At 45.9% G+C, this 26,120-nt stretch carries 18 protein-coding genes; all 18 read left to right on the top strand.

The features are described 5' to 3' along the window. Positions 1 to 154 precede the first annotated feature (154 nt). Complete coding sequence (locus tag ACDJ59_RS15435; RefSeq protein WP_282321978.1) at positions 155 to 1,954, top strand: sensor histidine kinase; 1,800 nt, start codon at positions 155 to 157, stop codon at positions 1,952 to 1,954. After that, positions 1,929 to 3,542, top strand: a complete 1,614-nt coding sequence (locus tag ACDJ59_RS15430) for a helix-turn-helix domain-containing protein (protein ID WP_076318456.1) — start codon at positions 1,929 to 1,931, stop codon at positions 3,540 to 3,542. Before ACDJ59_RS15435 ends, ACDJ59_RS15430 begins: the two co-directional genes overlap by 26 nt. A gap of 180 nt (positions 3,543 to 3,722) precedes the next feature. Further along, entirely contained in the window at positions 3,723 to 4,709 is a 987-nt protein-coding gene (locus ACDJ59_RS15425; protein WP_036670214.1) for an ABC transporter permease, read from the top strand. 17 nt (positions 4,710 to 4,726) lie between these two features. After that, positions 4,727 to 5,635: a carbohydrate ABC transporter permease gene (locus ACDJ59_RS15420; RefSeq protein WP_017689303.1), complete on the top strand. Its 909-nt coding sequence runs from the start codon at positions 4,727 to 4,729 to the stop codon at positions 5,633 to 5,635. Positions 5,636 to 5,768: 133 nt separating this feature from the next. Next, positions 5,769 to 7,298: an ABC transporter substrate-binding protein gene (locus ACDJ59_RS15415; RefSeq protein WP_413403975.1), complete on the top strand. Its 1,530-nt coding sequence runs from the start codon at positions 5,769 to 5,771 to the stop codon at positions 7,296 to 7,298. Between the two features lie 181 nt (positions 7,299 to 7,479). Next, positions 7,480 to 8,178, top strand: coding sequence for a hypothetical protein (locus ACDJ59_RS15410; protein ID WP_413403973.1), 699 nt, complete (start codon positions 7,480 to 7,482; stop codon positions 8,176 to 8,178). Between the two features lie 298 nt (positions 8,179 to 8,476). Beyond that, on the top strand, positions 8,477 to 10,231 hold the full coding sequence (locus ACDJ59_RS15405) for a sensor histidine kinase (RefSeq protein WP_036609555.1): 1,755 nt from the start codon (positions 8,477 to 8,479) through the stop codon (positions 10,229 to 10,231). A gap of 73 nt (positions 10,232 to 10,304) precedes the next feature. Next, the gene (locus ACDJ59_RS15400; protein WP_413403970.1) at positions 10,305 to 11,933 is read left to right on the top strand and encodes a response regulator transcription factor; all 1,629 of its coding nucleotides are present in this window, start codon (positions 10,305 to 10,307) and stop codon (positions 11,931 to 11,933) included. 123 nt (positions 11,934 to 12,056) lie between these two features. Further along, positions 12,057 to 13,742 (top strand): sugar ABC transporter, encoded by a 1,686-nt coding sequence (locus tag ACDJ59_RS15395; protein WP_413403968.1) that lies wholly within the window; start codon positions 12,057 to 12,059, stop codon positions 13,740 to 13,742. A gap of 189 nt (positions 13,743 to 13,931) precedes the next feature. Beyond that, positions 13,932 to 14,822, top strand: a complete 891-nt coding sequence (locus ACDJ59_RS15390) for an ABC transporter permease (protein WP_076326911.1) — start codon at positions 13,932 to 13,934, stop codon at positions 14,820 to 14,822. Positions 14,823 to 14,851: 29 nt separating this feature from the next. Continuing rightward, positions 14,852 to 15,730: a carbohydrate ABC transporter permease gene (locus tag ACDJ59_RS15385; RefSeq protein ID WP_017689296.1), complete on the top strand. Its 879-nt coding sequence runs from the start codon at positions 14,852 to 14,854 to the stop codon at positions 15,728 to 15,730. A gap of 32 nt (positions 15,731 to 15,762) precedes the next feature. Beyond that, a complete protein-coding gene (locus tag ACDJ59_RS15380; RefSeq protein WP_413403965.1) occupies positions 15,763 to 16,848 on the top strand; it encodes an arabinogalactan endo-beta-1,4-galactanase in 1,086 nt (361 codons plus the stop codon). 89 nt (positions 16,849 to 16,937) lie between these two features. Continuing rightward, entirely contained in the window at positions 16,938 to 19,010 is a 2,073-nt protein-coding gene (locus ACDJ59_RS15375) for a beta-galactosidase (RefSeq protein WP_413403963.1), read from the top strand. 210 nt (positions 19,011 to 19,220) lie between these two features. Next, positions 19,221 to 20,660 carry an NAD-dependent malic enzyme gene (locus tag ACDJ59_RS15370; RefSeq protein ID WP_339300573.1) on the top strand — a complete coding sequence of 480 codons (1,440 nt, stop codon included), beginning with the start codon at positions 19,221 to 19,223 and terminating at the stop codon, positions 20,658 to 20,660. 1 nt (position 20,661) lies between these two features. After that, positions 20,662 to 21,384 carry an HD domain-containing protein gene (locus ACDJ59_RS15365; RefSeq protein ID WP_083656915.1) on the top strand — a complete coding sequence of 241 codons (723 nt, stop codon included), beginning with the start codon at positions 20,662 to 20,664 and terminating at the stop codon, positions 21,382 to 21,384. A gap of 300 nt (positions 21,385 to 21,684) precedes the next feature. After that, on the top strand, positions 21,685 to 22,752 hold the full coding sequence (locus tag ACDJ59_RS15360; RefSeq protein WP_413403960.1) for an FUSC family protein: 1,068 nt from the start codon (positions 21,685 to 21,687) through the stop codon (positions 22,750 to 22,752). Between the two features lie 210 nt (positions 22,753 to 22,962). After that, on the top strand, positions 22,963 to 23,394 hold the full coding sequence (locus tag ACDJ59_RS15355; protein WP_413403958.1) for a pyridoxamine 5'-phosphate oxidase family protein: 432 nt from the start codon (positions 22,963 to 22,965) through the stop codon (positions 23,392 to 23,394). A gap of 245 nt (positions 23,395 to 23,639) precedes the next feature. Beyond that, a complete protein-coding gene (gene helD, locus ACDJ59_RS15350) occupies positions 23,640 to 26,015 on the top strand; it encodes an RNA polymerase recycling motor HelD (RefSeq protein WP_413403956.1) in 2,376 nt (791 codons plus the stop codon). Positions 26,016 to 26,120 lie beyond the last annotated feature (105 nt).

Genomic DNA, 26,120 nt, shown 5'->3' with positions numbered 1-26,120 from the left:
AGACAATGGCAAGCAGGGGTGATTACAATAAACATGCCATCATAAGGAAGAAAATAGAAAAAACTATGTTGAAATAAAGTGTGTGTTCATAAAGTCTGGTTTCAGTACAGCGGACTTTTTGAACTACCTCTAAAAGGGCGGGAATCCATAATCCATGAGCTTTATCCGTTCACTTCGTTTTAAATTTATAGTGGGTCTTACATTGATCATGCTGCCATTATTCATGCTGCTTTATTACAACAACGTCTACGCCATGAAAGTTGTACGTGACAAAGTATCCCTCACCAATATGAATCATCTCGCCAAGAGTGTGGAGCAGAATGAACGTGTGTTACAGGAGACGAATCGGTATTTATATAGTCTGGGCGAGCGGGACCCGGATATTATCTCTCTGTTTTTTCTGAAATACGGCAGCGGTGATTATATCATTGCAAAGCAACGGATTATGAACAAATTCATGACAGATATCGGTTTTTATAATCTAATCGATTCTTTTTTTCTATATGATGCCGTGAATGATGATCTGCTGCTCGCCACTTCAGGCAACTATGATGTCAAAAAGTCGGTTGTGCAGGAGAGTATGCCAGTCCAGATGCAGCAATTGGAAGGGGATATCCAGAAGCCGGAATGGAGCATCGTGCGTGGCGGGACGTGGAATGCGCTGGTGAAAACGGTGCGAATCAACCAGCAGTTCTATGCAGGTGCACTTGTTGATATGAATGCACTGAATCATACACAACAATTCACTGAATCCGGAGATCGGGGAGGTGCAGTCATTGTTGGAACAGACGGTGGGGCACTATCGGATTCCACATTAAATACTGCACAGATTCAGCTGGCTGCAGCGCATCTTCCCGGCCTGAAGAATCCGTATCAGGTGATCTCTGAAGTTGTGAACAAGGGAGAAGCACGTCAATATTTGATGTTGGGTACTGCCTCGGCCATGTCCCAGATGAATTATATCGTGCTGCTGCCTGAGGAAGACATGATGCGTAACCTCCCGTTTTTCCAGCAGATCATTCGTCTGCTTCCCATTGGTGCGGCAGTAATTCTGGTTACTGCACTGATCTTTTTGCGGCATCTGTTATTCCGCCCGATGAATGCGTTAATCCGAGGCATGAGAAGGGTCAGCCGTGGAGATCTCGATGTGAAGCTGGACCCGCCATCTTCGTCGGAGCTTGAATTTATGACACGAAGTTTCAATCAAATGACCAGTGAGATCAGGCATCTGAAGATTGATGTGTATGAGGAACAGTTGCGGACGCGGGAGGCAGAGTTCAAACAACTGCAGATGCAGATCAATCCTCACTTTTACCTGAATTCACTCAATATTATTCATAGTCTGGCTTCCTTGCAAAAACATGAGTTGGTGCAGCAGATGGCTGGTCATCTGGCCGATTATTTTCGATTCAGTCTGCGTGCAGGCAAACGTGTTATTCGTCTGGATGAAGAGCTCGAGCACATTCGTCATTACTTAGAAATTCAAAAGCTGAGGTTTCCAAGCAGATTCGATTTTGAACTGGATATCGAACCGAATCTGGGACATTATGTGATTCCGCCATTAACCATTCAGCCTTTTGTGGAGAATGCCATTATTCATGGATTTCAGCGCCGGACACAAGCATTTGTCATTCGGATCGTGGCGCGCCTCGGTCAGAAGTCGTCCGGTCAGGTAGATGGGACGGTGCTTCAACTGATGATTGTGGACAATGGTGTTGGATTTGAAGAGGAATTGTTGGGGCGTCTGCAACATGGACAATACGCTGAAGACCCGAGTGGACAGCATATCGGTATATGGAACGTGGCTCATCGGCTTTTAGTGAAGTATGGTGATCAAGCCAGTTTGCAGTTTGGCAATGAGGTGGATCATGGCGCCAAAGTCATCATTGATTTACCCGCTCAGACCGAAGAGGAAGAAGGGGGAGCCTATGCGGAACCTGTTGATCGTGGATGATGAAGTGTATGCATTACAAGCGATGGTGGAAGGAGTCGATTGGCAAGCAGCAGGCATTGACCAGGTATACAGTGCTGGTGATGCCGAAGAGGCAAGAAAGATTTTAAAGGCTAATGCTATTGATATCATGATCTGTGATATCGAGATGCCTGGTGAAACAGGGCTTGACCTGCAAAGTTGGGTGTTAAAACATGATCCAGGTATAATGACCATTTTCCTGACAGGGCATGCTTTATTCGATTATGCTCAGACAGCCATTAAGCTAAACAGCTTTGATTATGTGTTGAAGCCGGCTCCAGCGGATCAATTGATTAAGGTAGTAACCCAGGCGGTGGAGAAGATCAAGGATGGAGAGCAGCGTACCCGTACCAACGAAGTTTATGAGACCGTATACAAACGTTGGAAAACCCATAAACCGCTACTGACGGAACGCTTCTGGAAAGATGCCATCTCTCAGCGTATCACGTTAACCGAACAACGGTTGCAAGAGCTCGCAGAACTGTATGGTGCCGAGATTGATCCGCATGCTCGTGTGTTACCTATTGTGATCTCAGTAGAGGAATGGGTGCGTGATTTTGATTTGCGTGACGAAGAGGTATTGGAATATGCCCTTCGTAATGCAGCCAAAGAGATGCTGCTTAGCGACAAGCCCGGTGAGGTGTTTCAGGATCAAAGTGGATTAAATATTGTGCTTGCTTATGAGCAAGATGGCATCATTCCGAGTGCGAGCGAAGTGGCACAACGTTGTCAGGGATATATTCAGGAATGTGGTACGTATTTCTACTGTCGGTTGTCCTGTTATGTTGGTGCCCCGGTTGCTGTGACTGAGCTGCAAGGCATGTTAAATGAACTGATGGATATGGAGCGGCGCAATATTAAGGAGCTTGAAGAAGTTTTTGTCTATGATGAGCGGGGAAGAGATCAGGAAGATCGCTTTTTGCCTATTCCATGGTTTTCGGAATTATCTATTCTTTTTGAGACAGGTAAAGTAGGGGATTTGCGAGAACGTGTGGATGAGATTTTTGAGTTGCTTGCTGCCCAAGAGGGTTTATCTCCTGAAATGCTGCATCTCTACTATCATGCCATGCTGCATGTGGTCTATCCGCTGCTTCATCAGAAAAACGTGTCAATACGCAGTCTGTATCCGGGTGAACGGGAGCCGGAGGAGAGTATGGTGACAAGGTCGTTGCCGCAGTTGAAGCAGTGGACGGCTGATCTGATTGATCGTGTTATCCCGGTGTTGTACCCGGACGATCATAGCCCTATGACCATTGTGGATCAGTTGTGCGTTTATATTGAAACTCATATTGGTGAAGAACTTATGCGAGAGGAACTTGCAGCTTTTGCCGGATTCAATCCCGCTTATCTATCACGTCTGTTTCGGAAAGAGAAGGGGATGTCCCTATCTGAGTTTATTCTGCAGGGCAGAGTAGCCAAAGCGAAGACATTGTTGTCCCAGTCCACCGTCAAAGTGACGGATATCGCTGGCAAGGTGGGGTACTACAATTACTCGCATTTCACCAAAATGTTCAAAAAGTGCACGGGTATAACGCCACAGGAGTTTCGAAAACAGTCACGTACCGTATAGTTCAGGGCGCAGCATGCTGCGTCTTTTGTTTTTTTTGGTACTAAAGTCATAATTTGATAAGTCAACAGGTCACCACAGCAGATAGAGGTCTTACTCGCCCCGCCGTATACTTGAACCACAGGAGCCGCAACGGAGCTTCATCCTGAGGAAGAATTCAAGAGGAGTGAGGGAGAACAAGTTATGAAGACACAACCCCAGGCGGGTAAGGGAGTACGGATATCGGAAATACCGGGAGAAACAGTCCGAAAGCGCAAGTCTGTGTGGCACAATCTTGGCAAATTCAAGGTGCTGTATCTCATGTTCTTGCCAGGTGTCCTGTTTCTACTGGTGAACAACTATATGCCGATGTTCGGCGTTCTGATCGCATTCAAAAATGTAAACTATGCTGATGGTATTTGGGGTAGCCCATGGAGTGGATGGGACAATTTTAAATATTTGTTCTCAACCAGTGATGCATGGGAAATTACCCGAAATACACTCGCGTATAACACGGTGTTCATTGCACTGAATCTCTTAGTAGGTGTCGGGCTTGCTATTCTGCTCAATGAAGTGAAGAACAAGGCAATGTCCAAGTTATATCAATCACTTATGTTATTACCGTATTTCTTGTCCATGATTGTGGTCAGTTATCTGGTACTGGCTTTCCTGGGCAAGGATTCAGGCTTCATGAACTCAACGGTTCTGCAGATGTTCGGCGGTCAGCCGATCGACTGGTATTCAGAGCCGAAGTATTGGCCGTATATTTTGCCACTGGTGAACACATGGAAAAATATTGGATATTATGCCGTCATTTATCTGGCAGCTGTCGTGGGTATCGATGAAGAATATTATGAAGCAGCTGTGCTCGATGGCGCAACCAAATGGCATCAGATACGTTTCATCACCATTCCGTTTCTCGTCCCATTAATCGTCATTATGACGTTATTGCAAATTGGTCGTATTTTCTATGCAGACTTCAGTCTGTTCTATCAGGTTCCATTGGAATCGGGAGCGCTGTTCCCTGTAACGAATGTACTGGATACCTACGTATATCGTACGTTCCTTATCGGTGGAGATATAGGGATGTCATCAGCAGCCGGTCTATACCAAGCAATCGTTGGATTTGTGCTGGTTCTTGTATCCAATACCATCGTAAGGCGAATAGATAAAGATAATGCATTATTTTGAGAGGAGGCAAGTCAGCTGTGAAATCACGTGATCCACTAGCCGTATCGAAGCGTTCCGCATCCGTTATTCATGCGATGTTTCTATTCTATGCCATTGCCTGTATCGTGCCGATCCTGCTTGTCTTCGCCATCTCATTTTCGGACGAGACAACAGTAATTGCCAATGGATATAAGCTTATTCCAGAGAAATTCAGCCTGACGGCTTATGAGTTTCTGTTCAGAGATATGGATCAGATCATTCACTCGTATGGTATATCCTTTATCGTTACCGTTGTAGGTACCATTACAAGTGTTGCGCTGACCGCATTGTATGCGTATCCGCTCTCACGGAGAGATCTGCCTTACCGGGGCTGGTTCGCCTTTTTCATCTTCTTTACGATGTTGTTCAATGGGGGTCTGGTACCTTGGTACCTGGTCTATGTCAACGTATTGGATCTGAAAAACTCCCTACTGGCACTCATTATGCCGCTACTGCTATCCCCATTCTTTGTACTGGTCATGCGTACATTCTTCGCGAACTCCATTCCGGTGTCTATTCTGGAATCGGCTCGGATTGATGGTGCGGGAGAATTGAGAACGTTTGCACGTATCGTGCTTCCGCTCTCTCTTCCCGTAATGGCAACCGTTGCGTTGTTCAGTACATTGAATTACTGGAATGACTGGTACCTTAGCATGATTTTTATATCAGATAACCGGACGATCAGCCTTCAGTACCTTATGTACCGGACGCTGCTCGATATTCAATATTTAACAACCAACTCCAACGTCTCTTCACAGATTTCGTCGCAGGGTGGATTGCTGAATCTGCCTAACAAAACTCTGCAAATGGCGATGGCTGTAGTCGGTATTGGTCCAATTGTACTGGCATATCCGTTCTTCCAGCGTTATTTCATCAAAGGTCTTACGGTTGGCGCTGTGAAGGGATAACTCTGAACCGGTTAGCGGAGTGGGCAAGGTAAATGAAGATGGACTGAAAGGGCATATACAGAAGTAGTTATCGGTTTATTTGTGAATTGGGGAATTCGGTTGAATGGTTCAACACATGACAGGAGGGGTTCAATTGGTTAGATCATTAAAGGTATGGTCACGCATGATGGCAACGGTTATGGCGCTGAGCCTGGTGCTGGCAGCTTGCTCATCAGACAAGGGTGGAACAACAACACCTGGCGCAGAAGGGGGAGGAGCAAGTGAAGCTGGGGGCAAACCCTATGAAGTGACACTGTTCTACCCAGGGACACCACAGAAGGATGTCGCTCTGGTGGAAGCCGAGATTAACAAAAAGATGGAACCAAAGATCGGAGCCACGCTTAAGATCAATGCAATTGACTGGGGACAGTGGGATAACAAGCTGAATCTCATGATTTCCTCAGGTGAAAAATCAGACATTATATTCACAGCAGCTTGGCAGAACTACACGGTGAATGTAGCTAAAGGCGCATTCTTGCCCTTGAATGATCTGCTTGATGCACATGGTCAGGATATTAAGAAAAACCTGGACCCTGCCTTTCTGGAAGGTTCCCAGGTGGACGGCGTGAATTACGGCGTTCCTACGAATAAGGAACTCGCTGCCACACGTGGTGTGTTGGTACGTAAAGATCTGGCTGACAAGTATAAGCTGGACCTGACAGCTGTAAAAACTTGGGCTGATCTGGAGCCTCTGCTCAAAACAATCAAGGAAAACGAGCCAGCCATCACACCATTCTATATGTCCAATACCAACGGTAACGGGCTGTTGGAGAATCTGGATTGGGATTATCTCGGTGATGCTTCCGTACCTGGAGTCATCTCCAAAACAGCAGGCGGAACAACGGTGCTGAATGAAGTGGAGACCCCAGAATTCAAAGAAGCGGCTGAACTCGCTCGCAAGTGGTATCAAGCGGGATATATCAACAGTGATGCTGCTACGTCCAATGTGTTCCCGAAAGACCAGGCGAAGGCTGGAAAAGCGTTTCTCTGGACAGATGGCATGAAGCCAGGCAAGGATAAAGAAGAAGAAGGGTATGTGGGTTTCCCACTCACTCAGATTGAGATGACACAGCCAACAATCACGACGGGTGATGCATCTGGAGCGATGCTCGCAATCTCCCGTTCCTCCGAGCAACCGGAGAAAGCGATGCAGGTCATTAACCTGTTGCATTCCGACAAGGAAATTAACAACTTGCTGAACTTCGGAATTGAAGGTACACATTATGTGAAAAAAGACGGACAGGATAATATCATTGCTCTCCCTGATGGCGTAGATGCCAACAGTCGTACCTACAATCCAGGTGCACAATGGCAACTGGGTAACCAATTCCTGAACTTCCTCTGGGATAATGAAGATCCACAGAAATGGGAGAAGTTCAAAGAGTTTAACGCCAAAGGTGTGAAGTCGCCAGCACTGGGCTTTACGTTCAACAGCCAATCTGTCAAAAATGAAATTGCGGCGGTCAACAACGTGAACAAACAGTTCAAGCCGGGTATGACATCGGGCGCCGTTGATCCAAATGAGATGATTCCGAAATATCTGGAGAAATTGAAAGCAGCGGGAATCGATAAAATTATTGCAGCCAAACAGGAACAACTTGATGCATTCTTGTCTAAGCAATAAATGATCGTCAGCCATGACAGAGAGACCTGTGTTACTACAAGCTCTTGTCAGCGGTGAAAATGGAGGACGTTTTCGGTGAACAACCGAAGACGTTCTTTTTATTGTTGTTTTTTGATTTGGATTGTTAATCATAAATAGGAAAAATATGATATAATAAGGTGGTTGATTAGGGGGTGTTCGTGTGTCGAGAACCAGACTTGTGTTCTCAGGGGCTTTATTGCTATTTGCTATTATCTTTACATGTAACCATCATCTTGGTTTTTCTGTTGGAGATACCATGCTGTCAGCAATAGGTATATCACCGTATACTACATCTTACTTGAGTGGAGTTCATATCACACTTTTCCTCGGATTGGGGATATTCGCGTGTGGATTCTACCTTACTCGCAAAGAGATTGGAAAATCATTCCCCGGTCTTGCAAAGGGGTTATGGATCGTAGTTATCGCTATCGTTCTCAGTTACTCGTACATGACGGATAAATTCATGTATGTAGCCAAGTGGGGAGCTTCAGGCATTAATGCGGTATCCTATGTACAGAATGCAAGCTCTTGTACCTTTAACGTGCTGAAAACGGGTGAGACCCGAGCAACCTGTGACCTGACACTCAAAAATTACGGCAGAGATTCCGTATCCGCCGTGTTATTGCCTGATCTCGCACGCAGTTATAAGTTTAAGGACGATCCACTATTGGAAGCCTTGCAGTCTGTCCAATTAAGGCCCGTACATGTTGAGATTAAACGTCATGGAACGTTTACAGGCAAGTTGGAGTTTTACGGGAAAGCGGAATCCCCACTGTTCGTCAATGGGAAACTTATGGATATTGTGCTGGATGTAGGCGTGGATGGAGCGAATACGGTATTTGATTATGATATTCCATAGTTGATATTTTTATAGAAAAAAAGAATAATTACATAAACAGAAGTGGAATAAAGTTTGAGTTGAATAGAACGATTAAAGATATATACTGAAATTAGATAGAGAGCTGGCTAATCGCTGGCTCTTTTTGTGCGTGGAAGTTGCATTTAGTGCAGAAATATTGGTTTTATCTCCTTCCCCCTTGAATTGGTAACGCTTACGCTAGATAATGAATCGGTTTGTCTCAAAAAAAAGTTTGTCTTTAGCGCTTACATCATTACAATTAATGTCACGACAAATTAAGACAAGGTGAGATGAAAAGATGTCATATCGGACAAACCTGTTTTCCAAAATGGTCATTCTTATTCTGATTATGCTGATTCCTGTAGTGCTTTTGTACTGGTACTCCAATCACAAAACAACAGCTGTTCTCAGAGATGAGTTGAATCGATCGAATAGTAATCAGCTTGAATTTTTCCAAAATCAAGTGAACACACACATCGAACTGTTATCCTCATGGCCCAATCTGCTCATACATGATCCTGATATTGGCAGCTTCCGGCGAATCTATGCGGACAGTAACTACTTTGATCTGGATGCAATCAACCTGGTCAAACGTATTCAGAATAAGCTGAGTATTCAGGAAAGCTCATCCAATTGGGCCACGAAATTATATCTGTATTCTCCTTCGCTGGGCAGGGTGGTTTCCGAAAGGGACGCACGTTCTTACGATAAAGAAGCGCTAAGGGAAAATATCATTTCCGGCTGGGATGTACGCAAAATTCAGGATGGAGAAGATGATCGGTTCATGTTTAGCTGGATTACTGTATCTCCATACGGTATTAAAGATCCTGCTAATAATGCAGAAACGATTATTAAACTGGAGTTTGATAGTGACAACATTCGGGATATGCTCGACAAATTCAAAGACGATGGCAGGCATGACCCCTTCTATTTCCGTGAAGAATCGGGGGTTATCTATAACCGGACTTCAGATCGTTCATTAACGAATCAGTTGATGGAAGAACTGTCCATCCATAAACTTCAGGACGTTGATAATCGTACAGTAGTGATCGGGAACGAGCCTTACATGGTCAACACGGTGAAATCCAGTACAACAGGCTGGTATTTGGTGGACTACATGCCCCTGTCAGATATTCTGAAGCCCATTCACCAATCCAATATGCTGTTCTATTCTTCCATGATTTGTTTGTTGCTGATGAGTTTTGGTGTGGCGTACTTGTTCTATGTACAGGTGCAGGTGCCAGTGAAACAACTCATTCGTGGGTTCCAGCGATTGAAGCAGGAAGATTATTCAGTGAGGATTAAGCCAAAGGGCCGCAATGAATTCAGTTTCCTGTCTGAACGTTTCAACTTGATGGTGGAGCAGATCCAGCAGTTATTTGAACACGTTTACCTGGAACAGATTCATGTACGTGAAGCTCGCTTGAAGCAGCTGCAATCGCAGATTAACCCGCACTTTTTCTATAATTGTTTCTCCTTCATTACGAGTATGGCGAAACTCAAGCGTATGGACGCTGTTGTAGCGATGTCGCATAATCTATCGCGATATTATCGGTATACAACAAGACAGGAGCGGGACGTGGTACCGTTGACAGAAGAGATTGAATTTGTCAGCTGTTATCTGGAGATCCAACGGATGCGTATGGACCGCATTCATTACAAGATTGATCTGTCTGATGAGATGTTAAGACAGGAGGTACCGCCACTCATCGTGCAACCACTAGTGGAGAATGCGGTGATTCACGGTATCGAAGCGGACGCGGAGGCCGGAGAAATAAGAGTATCCGGGGAAAAACAGGGCGGTGTCATGGTTCTTGTGGTTGAAGATGATGGGCAAGGCATGACGCAGGAGGCACGTGAGGCGCTTCTGAATAAGCTCAGGGGAACGATGGATCAGGAGATGGGCTGTGGCCTGTGGAATGTGAATCAGAGACTCCAGCTTCGATATGGGGAGCAGGCAGGACTGGATGTAACGGAATCGGAACTTGGTGGATTACGCGTTACGCTGTCATGGCCTGCCGAGCAGGAGTTTCTTCTGGAGAATGAAGGATAAGCACTTGGAATGTGTAGCGCATAATGAACGATGGAATCCATTTGCAGAATGAACGAAATAGGGAGTGAATCACTTGATTGATATATTACTGGTAGATGATGAGACATACGTAACAGAAAGTCTGGAACTTACGATCCCCTGGGGAGAGCTTGGAGTAACGACCGTGCTGCGTGCCGCATCTGGTAAGGAAGCGTTGGAGATTATGGAGGAAAATGCAGTAGACATCGTAGTTACCGATATTCGCATGCCTGGCATGTCAGGACTGGATCTCATATCAGAGGTAAGCAAGCGCTGGTCTCATATCCGCTGTATTTTACTAACGGGTCACAGTGATTTTGATTATGCTAAAAAAGCCATTCAATTGCAGGCAGCGGATTATATCCTGAAACCCGTAAACGATGATGAGTTTATGGGATCGGTGTCGGCAGCTATCACGTCTCTTCGCGATGAGTGGGATGAATTCGATAAATATCACCGGCTTTTATACAGTCGGAAGTCTGACTATAAAATTTTGCGGGAAAATCTTATGCATGATCTGCTGCTGGGGCGTGAGATCACGGCGCGGGCACTTCGGGAACAACTGCAACAATATGAGATTCATATTGATCCGGAACAATCGGCTGTAATGATGCTGATTCGCCTTACAGGACGCTTCTCATCAATGGACCAGCAGTCTCTGGATCTGATGGATTTTGCGGTAGGTAATATTGCAGAGGAAGTACTCGGAGAGCAATTTAACGTGTGGTTTGGTCGCGGACCCCATGAGTGTCTGGTTATGTTCTTGCAGAATCAAGATCAGATCGAAGCTCCGCAGATGGACTTGGAGACGCTGAGAATCTCAGCTGAAACTTTCCGTGAGCATGTCATTCGATATTTACAGGGAGATCTGTCCATGGTAGTTACACCGTCATTTCCCTTTAACGAGTTGACAGCAGCTTATCGAAAAAGTCTGGGTTCGCTTGTCCTTTCAGGACCGGAAGAACACCAGATTATATATATGGACATGGATCAGGCACTCAGCAAAAGACCGGAGAATGATGCAACGCAGGCGCTCGAAGAGCTGTACAAACCACCTGTACTTCCGCAATTGCTTGAGACCAAGCAATGGGAAGCGGCAGCGCGTAAGCTGAACACGGTCTTTGACGCGGCAGAACAGGTACGATTGTCCAGAGAACATGTGTATGAGATGTATCTGTCGGTAACTAATGCATTTATGTATATCGCCCATAAACAGGGGCATCTGGTGCATGAGATTGATCATGCGGGATTCGATCTGCTCCTTGCTCACCAGTTGATTCAGTCCCCCGAGAAGCTGCGGCGCTGGGCAACCGAAATGCTGGCGAAGCTTCAGGAAGAGTTGTCCGATCAGGAAGGTGTGCAGAGCCGCAGACATGTGATCAAGCAGGTTCAGGAGTTGGTGACAAGAGATACAGGACAGGATCTGTCAGTGAAGTTGATTGCGGACAAGGTATATTTACACCCCGTATATCTATCGAAAATTTACAAGGCAGAGACAGGGGAAGGTCTTGGGGACTACATGATTCGTATGCGCATGGAACGTGCTCTATATCTGCTTAAGAATAGCAACAAAAAAATATACGAGATTACGAGTGAACTTGGCTATCAAAATCCGCAATATTTCAGCAAAATGTTCAAAAAACATTATGGTATGACACCAAATGAATTTCGGGATCAGGCATAATTACAACAACATTCCAGAATATAGGTTGGCAAAGGTGCAGAAATCTTGATTTCGTATCATAGGCTCAAAGGCCTGGTCAGCCTATAATGAAAGGGTAACCAAAACGATTTAAGGGGGAACAACATGAGAGCGCAATCAACGAAAAAGAGATTCTTGACGCTTCTCGCTACAACGCTGAGTCTAACTGTCGTTCTTGCAGGATGTTCAGGAGGCAGTGGGGGCGGAGATAGTGCAACACCAAGTACATCTGGAACCCAAAACGAATACAAAGAAAAGTATGATCCGGAAGTAACCATTACAACAGCATGGGGAATAGATCCAGAGCTGAAATTTAAAAATGGCGAATCCATGGAAAATAACGTGGCAACCAAGTGGGCCAAAGATCAATTCGGAATTGAAATCAAATCGTTGTGGTCAGTAACAGACACAAACGGAGCATTTGCAACCAAGCTTCGTCTTGCCATGTCATCAGGACAGGAAATGCCTGATATTGTAAACGTGGGTGATAATCTGCTTGCTCAGGATCTGATTGATTCTGGAATGTATCAAGAAGTAGGGCCACTGTTCGATAAGTATGCTTCCGATACATGGAAAAAAGCAATTGAACAAGATCCAAACGTATGGAACCAATATAGTCGTGATGGCAAAAGAATGGGTATCCCTGTTCTGGATTATGCCTACAACAATGATTATCTATTGTGGATTCGTCAGGATTGGCTGGATAAGCTGAACATGAAGGCACCAAAAACCATCGACGAACTGGAAGCAGTGATGGAAGCATTCAAAAACAATAACCCTGACGGCTTGGCTCCTGATAAAGTCACTCCGCTCAGCATTGGTTTCAAAACTTCCATGAATACATGGATGGGAGACCCATCTTGGATCTTCGGAGCATATGGAACATTGCCGTTCCAATGGAATCTGGGGGAAGACGGCAAGTTGGAGTATGGCTCCATCAATCCGGGTATGAAACAAGGTTTGACCAAATTGAGCGAATGGCTCAAAAAAGGATATATCCCGCAGGAAGCAGCTCTATGGGATGAGAACAAAACAGCAGAGCCAGCAGTTGCAGGCACTGCCGGTATTATTCCAGGACCTTACTGGATGAGTGGATGGCCACTTCTCGATACAGTGAAAAATGTACCGAGTGCGGTATGGAAACCGATTGAAATTCCTACCGGTCCTGAAGGAAAAGCGATGCGCCACGGAACACAGTTCGTTAATGGTGTTACGTTGATCAAAAAAGATATGGCGCACCCAGAAGCATTCTTTACGTATCAGAACTACCTGTTCGACAATTATGCTGACCCGGCTCCGGGTAGCCAGTATGACAACGGTCTGTTTGCAGGCTATGACTATCAATTGGATGCAGATGGAAAACAAATGCCGATTGACGAGATCGAAGGCGGATACGTGAACGTTGTACGTTATTTGCTTGTTCGTGACGGTGCTCGTATTCCAGATGCACAGATGAAAGCTCTGATGAATTTGGCCAATGGCAAAGAGCCTGAAACCAAGCTTGAAAAAGATGTTGCTGTCAACTACGGTAAAGAGACTCCAGCAGCAGCGAAAGTCTTGCTTAGCCAAGAAGAAATTTCCTTTAAAAACATGTTCACAGGTCCGACAACACAGACGATGAAATCCAAGCTTGACTATCTGAACAAAATCGAGAATCAAGCATTTAACGAAATTATCTATGGCAAAAATCCGGTTGATGCGTTTGACACCTTTGTACAAACGTGGAAATCGGGTGGCGGTGACCAAATTACGCAAGAGGTTAACGAATGGTATGACAGTGTGAAAAAATAGTTACATGCAGCGCTCAGACGACTAACGTCTGGGCGCTTTTTTTGTTTATTCAAGCTAAGGCAAAGTGGTTGAATTTGTGCCATTTATATTGCTTTTATGTGCTGTTTGGACCCCGTAAAAGGTTGATATAATCGCATTATAAGCCACTCAGGGAGTACTTGAGTAGGAAGAAATACAGGGGGAGCAATCATGAGAACTTTGAAACGCACTTGGCCATTCCACGTTATGCTGTTGCCAGCCATTATCTTTCTGATCATCTTCAGTTATGTGCCCATGGGCGGGATCGTTATGGCATTCCAGAACTACAAGCCATGGCTTGGGATTAGCGGTTCTGAATGGGTTGGACTGGACAACTTTAGATATCTGTTTGAACGTGAAGACAGCTTACAGGTCATCTGGAACACATTAATTATTGCTGTACTTAAACTGATTTTCAATTTATTTGTTCCATTTGTTTTTGCCATTCTTTTGAATGAGGTTCGCAAGATGGCTATACAGCGAACGATTCAAACACTTGTCTATTTACCTCACTTCTTGTCCTGGGTCATTCTGGGCGGGATTTTGATAGATCTGTTGTCAACAGGCGGCTTGGTTAACCGGGTGCTGGGAACCTTCGGACTCGGGCCATATTTCTTCCTGGGAGACAACAGTTGGTTCCGATCTACGGTCATTCTGACAGATGTGTGGAAAGAATTTGGCTATAACATGATTGTCTTTCTGGCTGCCCTTGCCGGAATTAATCCAGCTTTGTACGAAGCAGCGGAAATTGACGGAGCAGGACGCTGGAAACAGACACTGCACATTACAATCCCTTCGCTTGTGCCGATGCTGATGGTTGTAGGAACACTGGCGCTTGGTAACGTACTGAATGCCGGATTTGACCAGATATTCAACTTGTATAACCCGCTCGTATATCAAACGGGTGACATCATTGATACATTCGTATATCGTTCCGCAATGCAGAATGGTGAGATGGGCTTTGCAACCGCGATCGGATTATTCAAATCGGTCATTAGTATGATCTTGATTCTTGTATCGTACAGCTTAGCCAAAAAATACGCTGGATATCGCATATTCTAAACGAATGAACAGAGAAAGAAGGGACCACGATGTATCATAAATCATTGCCTTATCGCGTGTTTAATATAGTCAATACCTGCTTTCTGATTTTGATCGCCATTATGTGTATCATACCGATGGTTCATGTCCTGGCAGTATCCTTTAGTACAAAGGCTGCTGCCGACGCCAATCTGGTCAATCTCTGGCCCGTAGGTTTTTCACTTGAGGCTTACAAAAAGACGATGAACAATCCAATTTTCTTGAACTCGCTCTGGATTTCACTTCTACGTACAGTGATTGGTACAGCTATTACCTTGCTGATTACGTTCCTGGCGGCGTATCCGTTGTCCAAAGAGAATAGTGAATTCAAAGGCAGAACGATCTACTCCTGGATTTTTGTATTCAGTATGATTTTCAACGGGGGACTGGTGCCGTTCTACATGGTTATCCAGAAGATCGGGTTGATGGATTCCTTCTGGGTACTGGTACTCCCAGGAGCAGTTAACACATTCCTTGTCATTCTGATGCTGAACTTCTTCCGCGGTATTCCAAAAGAGCTGGAGGAAGCGGCGCTGATGGATGGAGCTAACCATTTCAGAACATTGTTCAGGATCTTCCTTCCCATTTCGATGCCGTCCATTGCAACAATTGCATTGTTCAGTATGGTGTTCCACTGGAATTCCTGGTTTGATGGATTGCTTTACATGAATAACGCCAAGGATTACCCACTTGCTACATTTATGCAAACGGTCATTATTGGACGTGATATGAGTAGCATGAGCATGAATCCAAAAGAAATGGAAGCTCTCTCTCAAACCACGGTAAGGGCAGCTCAAATCTTCATCGGAAGTGCACCAATCTTGATTGTGTATCCTTTCCTGCAACGTTTCTTTGTTAAAGGTATGACGTTGGGCTCAGTTAAAGGCTGAGCCTGTACCCCAAATTAATGGAGGTTGATACAGTGAGCAACTTGACGGAAAAAACATTCATTCTGGGAATGGATGTGTCCTTTATGGATGAAATCGAACAGCATGGCGGGAGTTATAGTGATGTGGATGGCAAGGAACAAAACTTGCTGTCCATCCTGAAGATTAATGACGCTAACGCAATACGACTTCGAATCTGGAATGATCCTGTTGGTGGATTCTGCAATCTGGAGCGGACGGTGGAGATAGCCAAACGGATCAAGGAACAGGGCTTGAAATTTTTGCTTGATTTCCATTATTCTGATCGCTGGGCTGATCCAGCCAATCAATGGAAGCCGAAAGCATGGGAGCATCTGTCCTATGAAGAGCTTCAACGTGCGGTATGCATGTATACGGCTGACGTTCTGAGAACGTTGAAGGAACACGATGCGCTTCCAGACATGGTGCAGGTGGGCAACGAGATTACACCAGGTATGTTATGGAATGAGGGACGTGTAGGTGGAGAAGAGCATGATACGGATGAACAGTGGGAGCGTTTTGCTGGCCTTGTGAAGTACGGAATTGCTGCGGTCAAATCCGTTGACGCGGATATTCAGATTATGATACATATTGATCGTGGTGGAGATAACGCCGAGAGCCGCAAGTTTTACGATCGCTTTGAAGCACTGGGTGTGGAGTTTGATATCATTGGTCTTTCGTATTACCCTTGGTGGCATGGCACACTTGATGCGTTACGTGACAATCTTCATGATCTGGCTGAGCGTTATGGCAAACCTATCAATGTAGTTGAAACCGCTTATCCATGGACGCTGGAGCAGCCGGAAGGCATTGAATGGATTTTGAATCAGGAAGATATGTTGTTACCAGGATACCCTGCAAGTGTAGAGGGACAGACCAAATATCTGAAGGATCTATTGCAGATTATTCGCGAAGTTCCTGGTGGTTTGGGTCACGGATTCTATTATTGGGAACCTGCCTGGATACCAAGTAAAGAAGAATGGTCCGTCGGTCATCCGAATAACTGGGGAAACCTCACCATGTTTGATTTTAAAGGTCGCAAGTTGGAATCGTTTACAGCACTTGCTACTGCAGAAGAATCAGATGTCGTGACATACGTGTAATCTAGCGTAATACGTATCGTTCTGTGAAGTCGTTGTTATCGTATATAAACTAAAAAACAGTAATTAATTAATGCAAGGGAGTTGTCCTTATGACATACAAATTTCCACCTGTAAGTTCCAAAGCCCCGCACATGTTGCATGGCGCAGACTATAACCCGGAGCAATGGCTCCGCTATCCTGAAGTTCTGGAAGAAGATATTCGCTTGATGAAGCTTGCCAAGTGTAACGTGATGTCCATTGGTATCTTCTCGTGGGTATCCCTTGAGCCGGAAGAGGGCGTATACACGTTTGAATGGCTGGATCAGGTTTTGGATCGTTTTGCAGCAAACGGCATCTATGCATTCCTCGCTACACCAAGTGGTGCTAGACCTGCTTGGATGTCCGCGAAGTACCCGGAAGTGCTCCGCGTATCCGAGAAGCGTGTCCGCAATCTGCATGGTTTCCGTCACAACCATTGTTATACTTCCCCGGTATACCGTGAGAAGGTTACTGCGATCAACACAAAACTGGCAGAACGTTATTCGGATCATCCGGCTGTAATCGGCTGGCATATCTCGAACGAGTTCGGCGGAGACTGTCATTGTGATTATTGTCAGGAAGCATTCCGTGGTTGGGTTCAGAAGAAGTATAAAACACTCGATGAACTGAATCATTCGTGGTGGACCACATTCTGGAGCCATACGGTTACAGACTGGAGTCAAGTGGAATCTCCGGCTCCACACGGTGAGACACAGGTACACGCGATGAATCTGGATTGGCGCCGTTTCGTTACGGATCAGACAGCTGATTTTATCGTGCATGAAACAAAACCATTGAAAGCTCAGAATCCTGATCTGCCAGTCACAACAAACCTGATGGAATTCTATGGTGGTCTGAACTATTGGAAGTTCGCCGATATTCTGGATTTCCTCTCTTGGGACAGTTATCCGACTTGGCATGATGCAGATGACGACGCGAAACAGGCATCCCGGATCGCAATGATGCATGATATCGTTCGTTCTATCAAAGGTGGTCAGCCGTTCTTGCTGATGGAGAGTACTCCAAGTTCAACGAATTGGCAAGATGTCAGCAAACTGAAAAAACCTGGCATGCATTTGCTCTCTTCTCTCCAGGCTGTGGCACACGGTTCCGATAGTGTTCAGTACTTCCAGTGGAGAAAAAGCCGTGGGTCCAGTGAGAAACTTCATGGTGCGGTGGTAGACCACGTAGGAACGGAACACACTCGAGTGTTCCAAGATGTCACCGACGTAGGAACGGCTCTTGAAGGCATGGAAGCTATTGTAGGAACAGCGGTTCCAGCAGAAGTTGCAATCATATTTGATTGGGAAAACCGCTGGGCCGTTAATGATTCCCAGGGTCCGCGTAATATCGGTGTGAAGTATGAGCAGACGGTGGAAGAGCATTATGAAGCGTTTTGGAAAAAGGGAGTCGCTGTAGACGTTATTGATATGGATGCAGATCTGTCCAAGTATAAGTTGCTGATTGCGCCAATGCTCTATCTGGTGCGTGAAGGTGTCGGGGAGCGCATTGAGAAGTTTGTAGAACAAGGTGGTACGTTTGTAGCAACTTACTGGTCTGGAATTGTTAACGAAAACGATCTGTGTTTCCTGGGTGGATTCCCAGGCCCGCTGCGTAAGACACTTGGCATCTGGTCCGAGGAAATTGACGGACTGCATGATCGTGATATGAACGGAATCATCCCGGAGAAGGGCAATGAGCTTCAGCTCAATACAGCGTATGATGCAATTGAACTGTGTGATCTGATTCATCTGGAAGGCGCGAAGTCCCTGGCTACGTACCGTTCTGACTTCTATGCCGGACGTCCGGCATTGACGGTTAACCAGTTGGGTTCAGGAAAAGCATATTATGTAGCGACACGTCTGAAAGCACCATTCTATGATGATTTCTATGCGAAACTAATCGCTGACCTGAACATTGAGCGTGGACTTGAAACCGAGCTGCCTGCCGGAACAACGGCACATACGCGTACAGATGGTACAGCTGATTATGTGTTTGTACAGAACTACACGCCAGATGAGAAGCTGGTTGAACTAGATGGACAGTCCTATACCGATCTGCTCAGTGGTGATGCTGTGGAAGCAAGTCTCAGCTTGAAGCCATATGACATTTGTGTTCTGCGCAGACCGGCTGCCCGGAAATAATATAGATTTTATATGCTACTAAATAAATGAAGTTAGTATTAAGAAAAGAGTGCCCTGAACGCCTGCATTGGTGTTCAGGGCATCTTTTTTAATTTATGCATTTGGCTGTTGAACTACTTTTTCTGGACAAGATAAAGGATAAACGTGTCCGCGTAGCGAAGACAAACACGTAACATGTAACTCAAGACTGTCAGTCTGGGAGGAATGGAAATGAATCAAAGAAATCTGGATGGTAACAGCATTATTATTCGACTGGAAATGACAACTAAGGATATCAAGTTTGGCGAAGTGGCTTCGGCCATCTCGGAAGCTGGGGGAGACATCATTGCCATCGACGTGATTTCCACCAATCAGGATGTAAGCGTGCGCGACTTGACGGTCGCCGTTACAGATGCACAAGATAACAGTAAAATTATAGAAGGGGTGCGCCAGCTTAAAGGTGTGTCCATTATTAATGTATCGGATCGGACGTTCCTGCTTCATCTGGGCGGTAAGATTGAAGTAACACCAAAGACCCCGATTCAAAACCGGGAAGATCTGTCACGTGTGTATACTCCGGATGTGGCTCGTGTATGTTCAGCCATTTCAGAAGAACCCGGCAAAGCCTTCTCATTGACAATTAAACGGAATACAGTGGCCGTCGTATCTGATGGCAGTGCGGTACTTGGACTGGGCAACATTGGTCCCCGTGCAGCGATGCCTGTCATGGAAGGTAAAGCGATGTTATTCAAACAGTTTGCTGGTGTGGATGCTTTCCCAATCTGCCTGGACACACAGGATACCGAGGAAATCATACGTACTGTGAAAGCGATATCACCTGGTTTTGGCGGCATTAATCTGGAGGATATCTCGTCACCGCGTTGTTTTGAAATTGAACGTCGTCTGAATGAGGAATTGGACATTCCTGTATTTCATGATGACCAGCATGGCACAGCGGTTGTGTTATATGCTGGCCTGATCAATGCGCTCAAACTGGTGGGCAAGTCCATTGAAGATGTGAAGATTGTGGTCTGTGGCATCGGTGCAGCAGGTGTAGCATGCAGCAATATATTATTGTCCGCGGGAGCCAGCCGGCTTATAGGTGTCGATCGTGAGGGTGCAATTGTACGAACACAAACCTATGAGAATGAAGTCTGGAGTGATTATGCAGCTCGTACTAATCCCGAACTGGAGACTGGTTCGCTGCGTGATGTCATTCGTGGAGCCGATGTGTTCATTGGCCTATCCCGCGGGAATCTGTTAACTCGCGAAGATGTACAGACCATGGCAGAAGATCCAATCGTGTTTGCAATGGCAAACCCGGTGCCTGAGATTATGCCTGCCTTGGTGGAAGACATTGTGGCTGTAATGGCAACAGGACGATCCGATTATCCGAATCAGATCAACAATGTGTTATGTTTCCCGGGCATCTTCAGGGCAGTACTGGATTGCCGAGCCACCGAAATTAATGAAGAAATGAAGCTGGCAGCCGCTCAAGCGATTGCTTCTGCCATTACGGACGAAGAGCGTACACGTTATTACATTATTCCGAGTGTGTTCAATGATAAAGTGGTCAAATCGATGCGCAGTCGCGTGATTGAAGCAGCTGTTAAGACGGGTGTAGCTCGACGTATTCCTCGTGAACAGGCCCGTGAAGGCGGGGAATCGTAAGATGTCAGAGAACCCTCTTCAACCTGGTGGGAATCTGCAAGAATTAGGGCACATGCATAATATAGATGGAATAACGGCAGGAGAGGCTGTTTTGCGCGCCGCCCGATCCTTTGTTCAAGGGGACTCATCCAAGCATAGTGATGGTCATGACTGGCCGCACATTGAACGGGTAACCGCACTTGCGGTTGAACTCGCTCACCGTATGGGTGCAGATCCATTTGTCTGCGAACTGGCTGCATTATTACATGATGTACCGGATGAGAAGCTGAATGAGAGCTTGGAAGCCGGGATGGCCAAACTGAATGACTGGCTGGATACCCAGCCTCTTGACCCGGATATACGTAATAAGGTTGTGGGTATTATTAGCACCATCTCATATGCGGGAGGACAGCGTCCTGCGGTCAGCTCGCTTGAAGCACAGGTTGTACAGGATGCGGATCGACTGGATGCATTGGGTGCGATTGGGATCGCGCGAACCTTTGCCTTTTCAGGCGCCAGAGGGCGCGAGATGTACGATCCGTCCCTTCCCCCACGGGAGCAGATGACCCGTGAGGAATATCGCAATGGGCGCAGCACAACGATAAATCACTTTTACGAGAAGTTGTTCAAGCTCAAGGACCTGATGAATACCTCCTATGGCAAGGAGCTGGCGGAGCAGCGTCATGATTATATGGTGCAGTTTGTGGACCAGTTCAAAAGGGAATGGGAGGGCACGGACCGTTAGGCAGGCATAATAAGCATGATTATTCCAAAGAGGTATAATTAGTTACAGAGGCGAATCTTTGAAGTGGCGAAAATCCATTTTGAAGATTTGCTTCTTTTTGGGTTAATAATGTGTATTAACATACATAAAGAAATCAATTTCATAATACCTCTGACTTATGACATGGCAACGGAAGACCTTACATGGTACAATAAATCGTTCTCCTGAATGAATTCAGGCAAAAAAAGAAATATGGGGTAATAATGAACATGATTATCAAATGTGAAATTTCAGGTTCGGTAAAGAGGAGGGGTCACCACCATGTCGTTTGGTGCACGTGTACTTAAGACGGGGATCGCGGTCACGCTTGCCTTGTACCTAAGCAGCCTGTTCTTGAACCCGCAATCTCCCGTGCCTGCCGCAATCGCGGCTATATTCGCCATGCAGCCTTCCATCTATCGTTCCTGGAAATACTTCCTGGATCAATTGCAAACGACCACACTCGGAGCTATTGTGGCCCTGGTGGGAGGCATGGTGTTGTCCAATGAGCCAATCGCCGTTGGATTAATTATTGTACTTGTCATCATGATCTGTCTTAAATTGAATATGGGTGAAACGGTTGGCCTGACACTGGTCACGGTTGTATCCATTATGGAAGCCTCGGGTGACTGGCATTTTGCACTCAATCGTTTTCTGTTGACACTGGTTGGTATTGTATCGGCGTTTCTCATCAACATTACCGTATTTCCTCCGAAACCGAAGGTACAGTTCGTGAAGCAAATCCATAGTGTATTCAGCGGTATGTCGTTGCTTCTGCGAACTTCGATCTCGGATGAGATCAAGGAAGTTGTATTCCGGGAGGAGAAAAGCAACCTGGGCGGTTCCATTAAGTCTTTGTCTGACAAGTATAACTTGTTCGAAGAGGAACAGAAAAAGATGAAACGTTCAACATTCAGCGAAACCCGGCAGATGGTGGTCTACAAACAGATGCTGCTGAGTCTGCAAAAAGGGTATGAGGTGCTGGATTCGGTGGAACGCCACTATTTCCAGGCACCGCGGACAACGGCCATGGATCAGTTTTTTGACTCCCATCTGGAACTGGTTATCAAATTCCATGAGCATGCATTGCTCAAATTCGAGGATAAGCTGAAACCGAACGGCGAAGAGGCCGCACAGTTTGTATTGGATAATGACCGTTTCATGGAGCAGGCGATCACCCAGTTTGATATCGACAAGGAAGGGATGTTACGATTGTCCATCGTGGCTGCTGCGATTTATGATTACGGATATCAGTTGGAACGTTTGAATCGACTTGCCGAACATGTGCATAGCGCCAGTGAAGACAAAGAATCACAGGACAAAATTTTGAATTGGCTTAAGTGGCCTTAGGCATGATTCGTAATCAAAAGTAGACTTTTTGAATAACCTCTCTAAGTGCGAATTGCGCACCTGCTTGGCGATCATATACAATGTAGTTACAACATAGCCCGGACAATCGTGTCCGGGTTGTTTTGTCATACATATGGCTGAAGGGCATGAATGAATATTAACGAACTGAGGGATAGGGACATGATTATAGAGGAATTGGACGCTGAACTAATGGAATGGTTGAGTGGGACAAATCTGGAGCATAAACAGCATGAAGCCATGCAACTGCTAACTGTATCTAAGGATCATTGGCCGCATCAGGCGATGATTAGTATGGGGGAAGTGATTGCGATAAATCCGCATCAGCTTAGACTGGCTCTATGGCAAGGTACACAGACCAGTATGAACATGAGCAAAACAGGCAAGGCTACCTTGATTGCGGTTCAAGGACATCGATTGCTGCATATCCGTATAGAAGTAGAACGGCTGCCTGAGATGAAGGGGGCTGTTCATCCGAGAGATCGTTTTGAAGCACAAGTGCTCCATGTACGTGTGGATCACGCGCCATATGCGGAGATCACTTCAGGAATAACCTTTCAATTAAAAGATGAACTTGGAGCAATTACACGCTGGAAAGAGACAATTGAAGAATTACGAAAGTAGGCAGGAGTAGCTAAGTCAGTTGAGGACCCGGTGATTGGGTAATAATGAAGAAGAAAACAACAAAAAAACGCCTCCGCTTGCATCGGGACGTTGTCACTGGTACAATAAAAAATGGTTTTCAGAAAATTAGAACTAATTAACATATAATTTAAATGTTTACTTTCTAATAATTATACCATTGCCTTTTCGGGCTTGTCAAATGGGATTTTGGGGACACAATCCGGGGAAAGAGGGGCTATTAACATATGAGTACAGATCAGCAATGGAATGAGGAACAACAACGGGTCAACACCGTGACCGATCAGATTGAACGCAAGATCACAACGCTGGAAGATGAAGTTGGTTCCTTCCGTGACGAAGTGGTTGGCATGAGAAAAGACTTCTGGGACGAAGTCACGATGAACTTTAGCGAAGCGGATGATGTTGGGGAGACTTCAACCAGCATGCGGCAGCAGTCACAGGTATTGTCCGATCGGGAGCGCAGTCATCTAAATACAGCAGCTGCGTTGGATAAAATGAAACGACTGCATCATTCACCGTATTTTGGGCGCATTGATTTCAAGGAAGATGGGTATCCAAATGCAGAACGCATTTATCTGGGTATTGCATCGTTGCTGGATGAGAAGGAAGAATCTTTTCTGGTCTACGACTGGCGTGCGCCAATCTCCAACCTGTATTATGACGGAGCACCGGGTCCAATCACGTATCATACACCCAGTGGGGAGATCAGCGGTGATATCGAGATGAAGCGACAGTTTGTCATTCGGGATGGTCGTATCCGGTTTATGTTTGACACAGGGGTTACGATTGGTGATGAGTTGTTGCAGGCCGTGCTCAGTCGAACTTCGGATGCACAGATGAAGAGTATTGTAGCGACCATTCAGAAGGAGCAAAACCGGATTATCCGTAATGACCGGACACGTATGCTCATTGTGCAAGGCGCAGCCGGCAGTGGCAAAACATCGGCGGCGCTCCAGCGTGTGGCATATCTTCTCTATAAATACCGCGAGCATCTGCAAGCGGATCAGATGGTTCTTTTTTCACCGAATCCAATGTTCAACAGTTATGTCTCCACGGTACTGCCTGAGCTTGGGGAGGAAAACATGTTGCAAACGACCTTCCAGGAGTATCTGGAGCGCCGTTTGGGTCGTGAATATCAACTGGAAGATCCGTTTATTCAGCTTGAATATGTACTTACGGGGACGGAAGATCCCGATTACGATGTTCGCATGTCCAGCATTCGGTTCAAGTCGTCCGAAACTTTCCTCAAGGTGATTACACGTTATAAGGAAAGTATGTTGTCAGGTGGCATGAAATTCAAGCCGGTTCGCTTCCAGGGCCGAGCGATTGTCACGTCAGAGGCTATGGCTGAGAAATTCTACAGTTTCGAGTCATCCGTCAAGCTGGTGAGTCGACTGGAGATGTTACGGGACTGGATGCTGAAAGAACTGTCTGCCTTTGGTAAAGGTGAACTGGATGCGCCTTGGGTTGATCAGCAGCTTGATCTGATGGAGCCGGAGGATCTGCAACGTGCGTATCAACGGCTGAAGCGCAAGCAAAAAGGAAAGACCCATACGTTTAATGACTTCGAGCAGGAAAGAGGGATTCTGGCACGTATGGTGGTCAGTGACCGACTCAAACCGTTGCGAAAATGGATTAAGTCCTTACGATTCGTTGATATAAGACAATTATATGCACATCTATTCAACGATCAGGCTCAGATGGAGCGATTGCTGGGTGACGAAGTGCTGCCTGCTCAATGGGATGAAATCTGTAAGATGACTTTACGCAGATTGAAGCTTCAGGAGTTGGCATATGAAGATATTACGCCATACTTGTACTTGCGTGAGCTTATGCTTGGATTCCATATTAACTCCAATATTCGCCATGTTATCATTGATGAAGCCCAGGATTATTCCGCGTTTCAGTTGGCATTTATGAAGAGATTGTTCCCACGGGCGAAAATAACAGCACTTGGTGACTTTAATCAGGCAATCTATGCCCACTCTTCAGTACTTAGCGGGACAGGACCTTTGACTAACCTGTACGGTCCAGACAACACGGAAGTCATTGAGCTGACCAGAAGTTATCGATCTACCCGGGAGATTGTAGAGTTTACCCGTGGTATGGTGCCTGGTGGGGAAGAGATTATTCCATTTAACCGCAGCGGTGAGAAACCTAAAGTGATCGTTTCTTCTGATTCAGAGCGTCATATGAATGTCATCACGACAGACCTCAAGCACTTGATTAAGGAAGGGTACGAATCGGTTGCAATTATCTGCAAAACCGCCGAAGAGAGCAGAGACGTACATGCTGCATTGAGTAAGGCGCTGCCCACAGCACCGAAGTTAATCAAGAAAACGACGCTGGCTTTTGAGCAGGGTGTTCATGTGATCCCGGCGTATCTGGCCAAAGGTGTGGAATTCGATGCTGTCCTGATCTATGACGGCTCTGCAGAGCAGTATGCTCAGGAGCATGAACGCAAGTTGTTCTATACGGCTTGCACACGAGCGATGCATCTGCTGCACGTTTACTGCGTGGGCACACCGAGTCCGTTCATTACCGCCCAGTCGGAAGAAAAGTATGATCTTGGCAAGGTGTCTGCTGCGCAAGTGGACTGACATAACACTTCATATGTATGAAGAAGGCTTCCGTTCAATGGAACGGGAGTTTTTCTGTATATGATACATATATCGGGAAGAAGCTAGCTTAGCGAGGGAATTATA

Source organism: Paenibacillus amylolyticus, from assembly GCF_047302515.1.
Lineage (GTDB): Bacteria > Bacillota > Bacilli > Paenibacillales > Paenibacillaceae > Paenibacillus > Paenibacillus amylolyticus_G.
This window is presented reverse-complemented; position numbering and strand designations above follow the sequence as displayed.

Bases quoted from the DNA above. Each gene is read 5' to 3' on its own strand.
- ACDJ59_RS15435 (WP_282321978.1), top strand. From the start codon at position 155: ATGAGCTTTATCCGTTCACTTCGTTTTAAATTTATAGTGGGTCTTACA.
- ACDJ59_RS15430 (WP_076318456.1), top strand. From the start codon at position 1,929: ATGCGGAACCTGTTGATCGTGGATGATGAAGTGTATGCATTACAAGCG.
- ACDJ59_RS15425 (WP_036670214.1), top strand. From the start codon at position 3,723: ATGAAGACACAACCCCAGGCGGGTAAGGGAGTACGGATATCGGAAATA.
- ACDJ59_RS15405 (WP_036609555.1), top strand. From the start codon at position 8,477: ATGTCATATCGGACAAACCTGTTTTCCAAAATGGTCATTCTTATTCTG.
- ACDJ59_RS15395 (WP_413403968.1), top strand. From the start codon at position 12,057: ATGAGAGCGCAATCAACGAAAAAGAGATTCTTGACGCTTCTCGCTACA.
- ACDJ59_RS15390 (WP_076326911.1), top strand. From the start codon at position 13,932: ATGAGAACTTTGAAACGCACTTGGCCATTCCACGTTATGCTGTTGCCA.
- ACDJ59_RS15385 (WP_017689296.1), top strand. From the start codon at position 14,852: ATGTATCATAAATCATTGCCTTATCGCGTGTTTAATATAGTCAATACC.
- ACDJ59_RS15375 (WP_413403963.1), top strand. From the start codon at position 16,938: ATGACATACAAATTTCCACCTGTAAGTTCCAAAGCCCCGCACATGTTG.
- ACDJ59_RS15370 (WP_339300573.1), top strand. From the start codon at position 19,221: ATGAATCAAAGAAATCTGGATGGTAACAGCATTATTATTCGACTGGAA.
- ACDJ59_RS15365 (WP_083656915.1), top strand. From the start codon at position 20,662: ATGTCAGAGAACCCTCTTCAACCTGGTGGGAATCTGCAAGAATTAGGG.
- ACDJ59_RS15360 (WP_413403960.1), top strand. From the start codon at position 21,685: ATGTCGTTTGGTGCACGTGTACTTAAGACGGGGATCGCGGTCACGCTT.
- ACDJ59_RS15355 (WP_413403958.1), top strand. From the start codon at position 22,963: ATGGAATGGTTGAGTGGGACAAATCTGGAGCATAAACAGCATGAAGCC.
- helD (WP_413403956.1), top strand. From the start codon at position 23,640: ATGAGTACAGATCAGCAATGGAATGAGGAACAACAACGGGTCAACACC.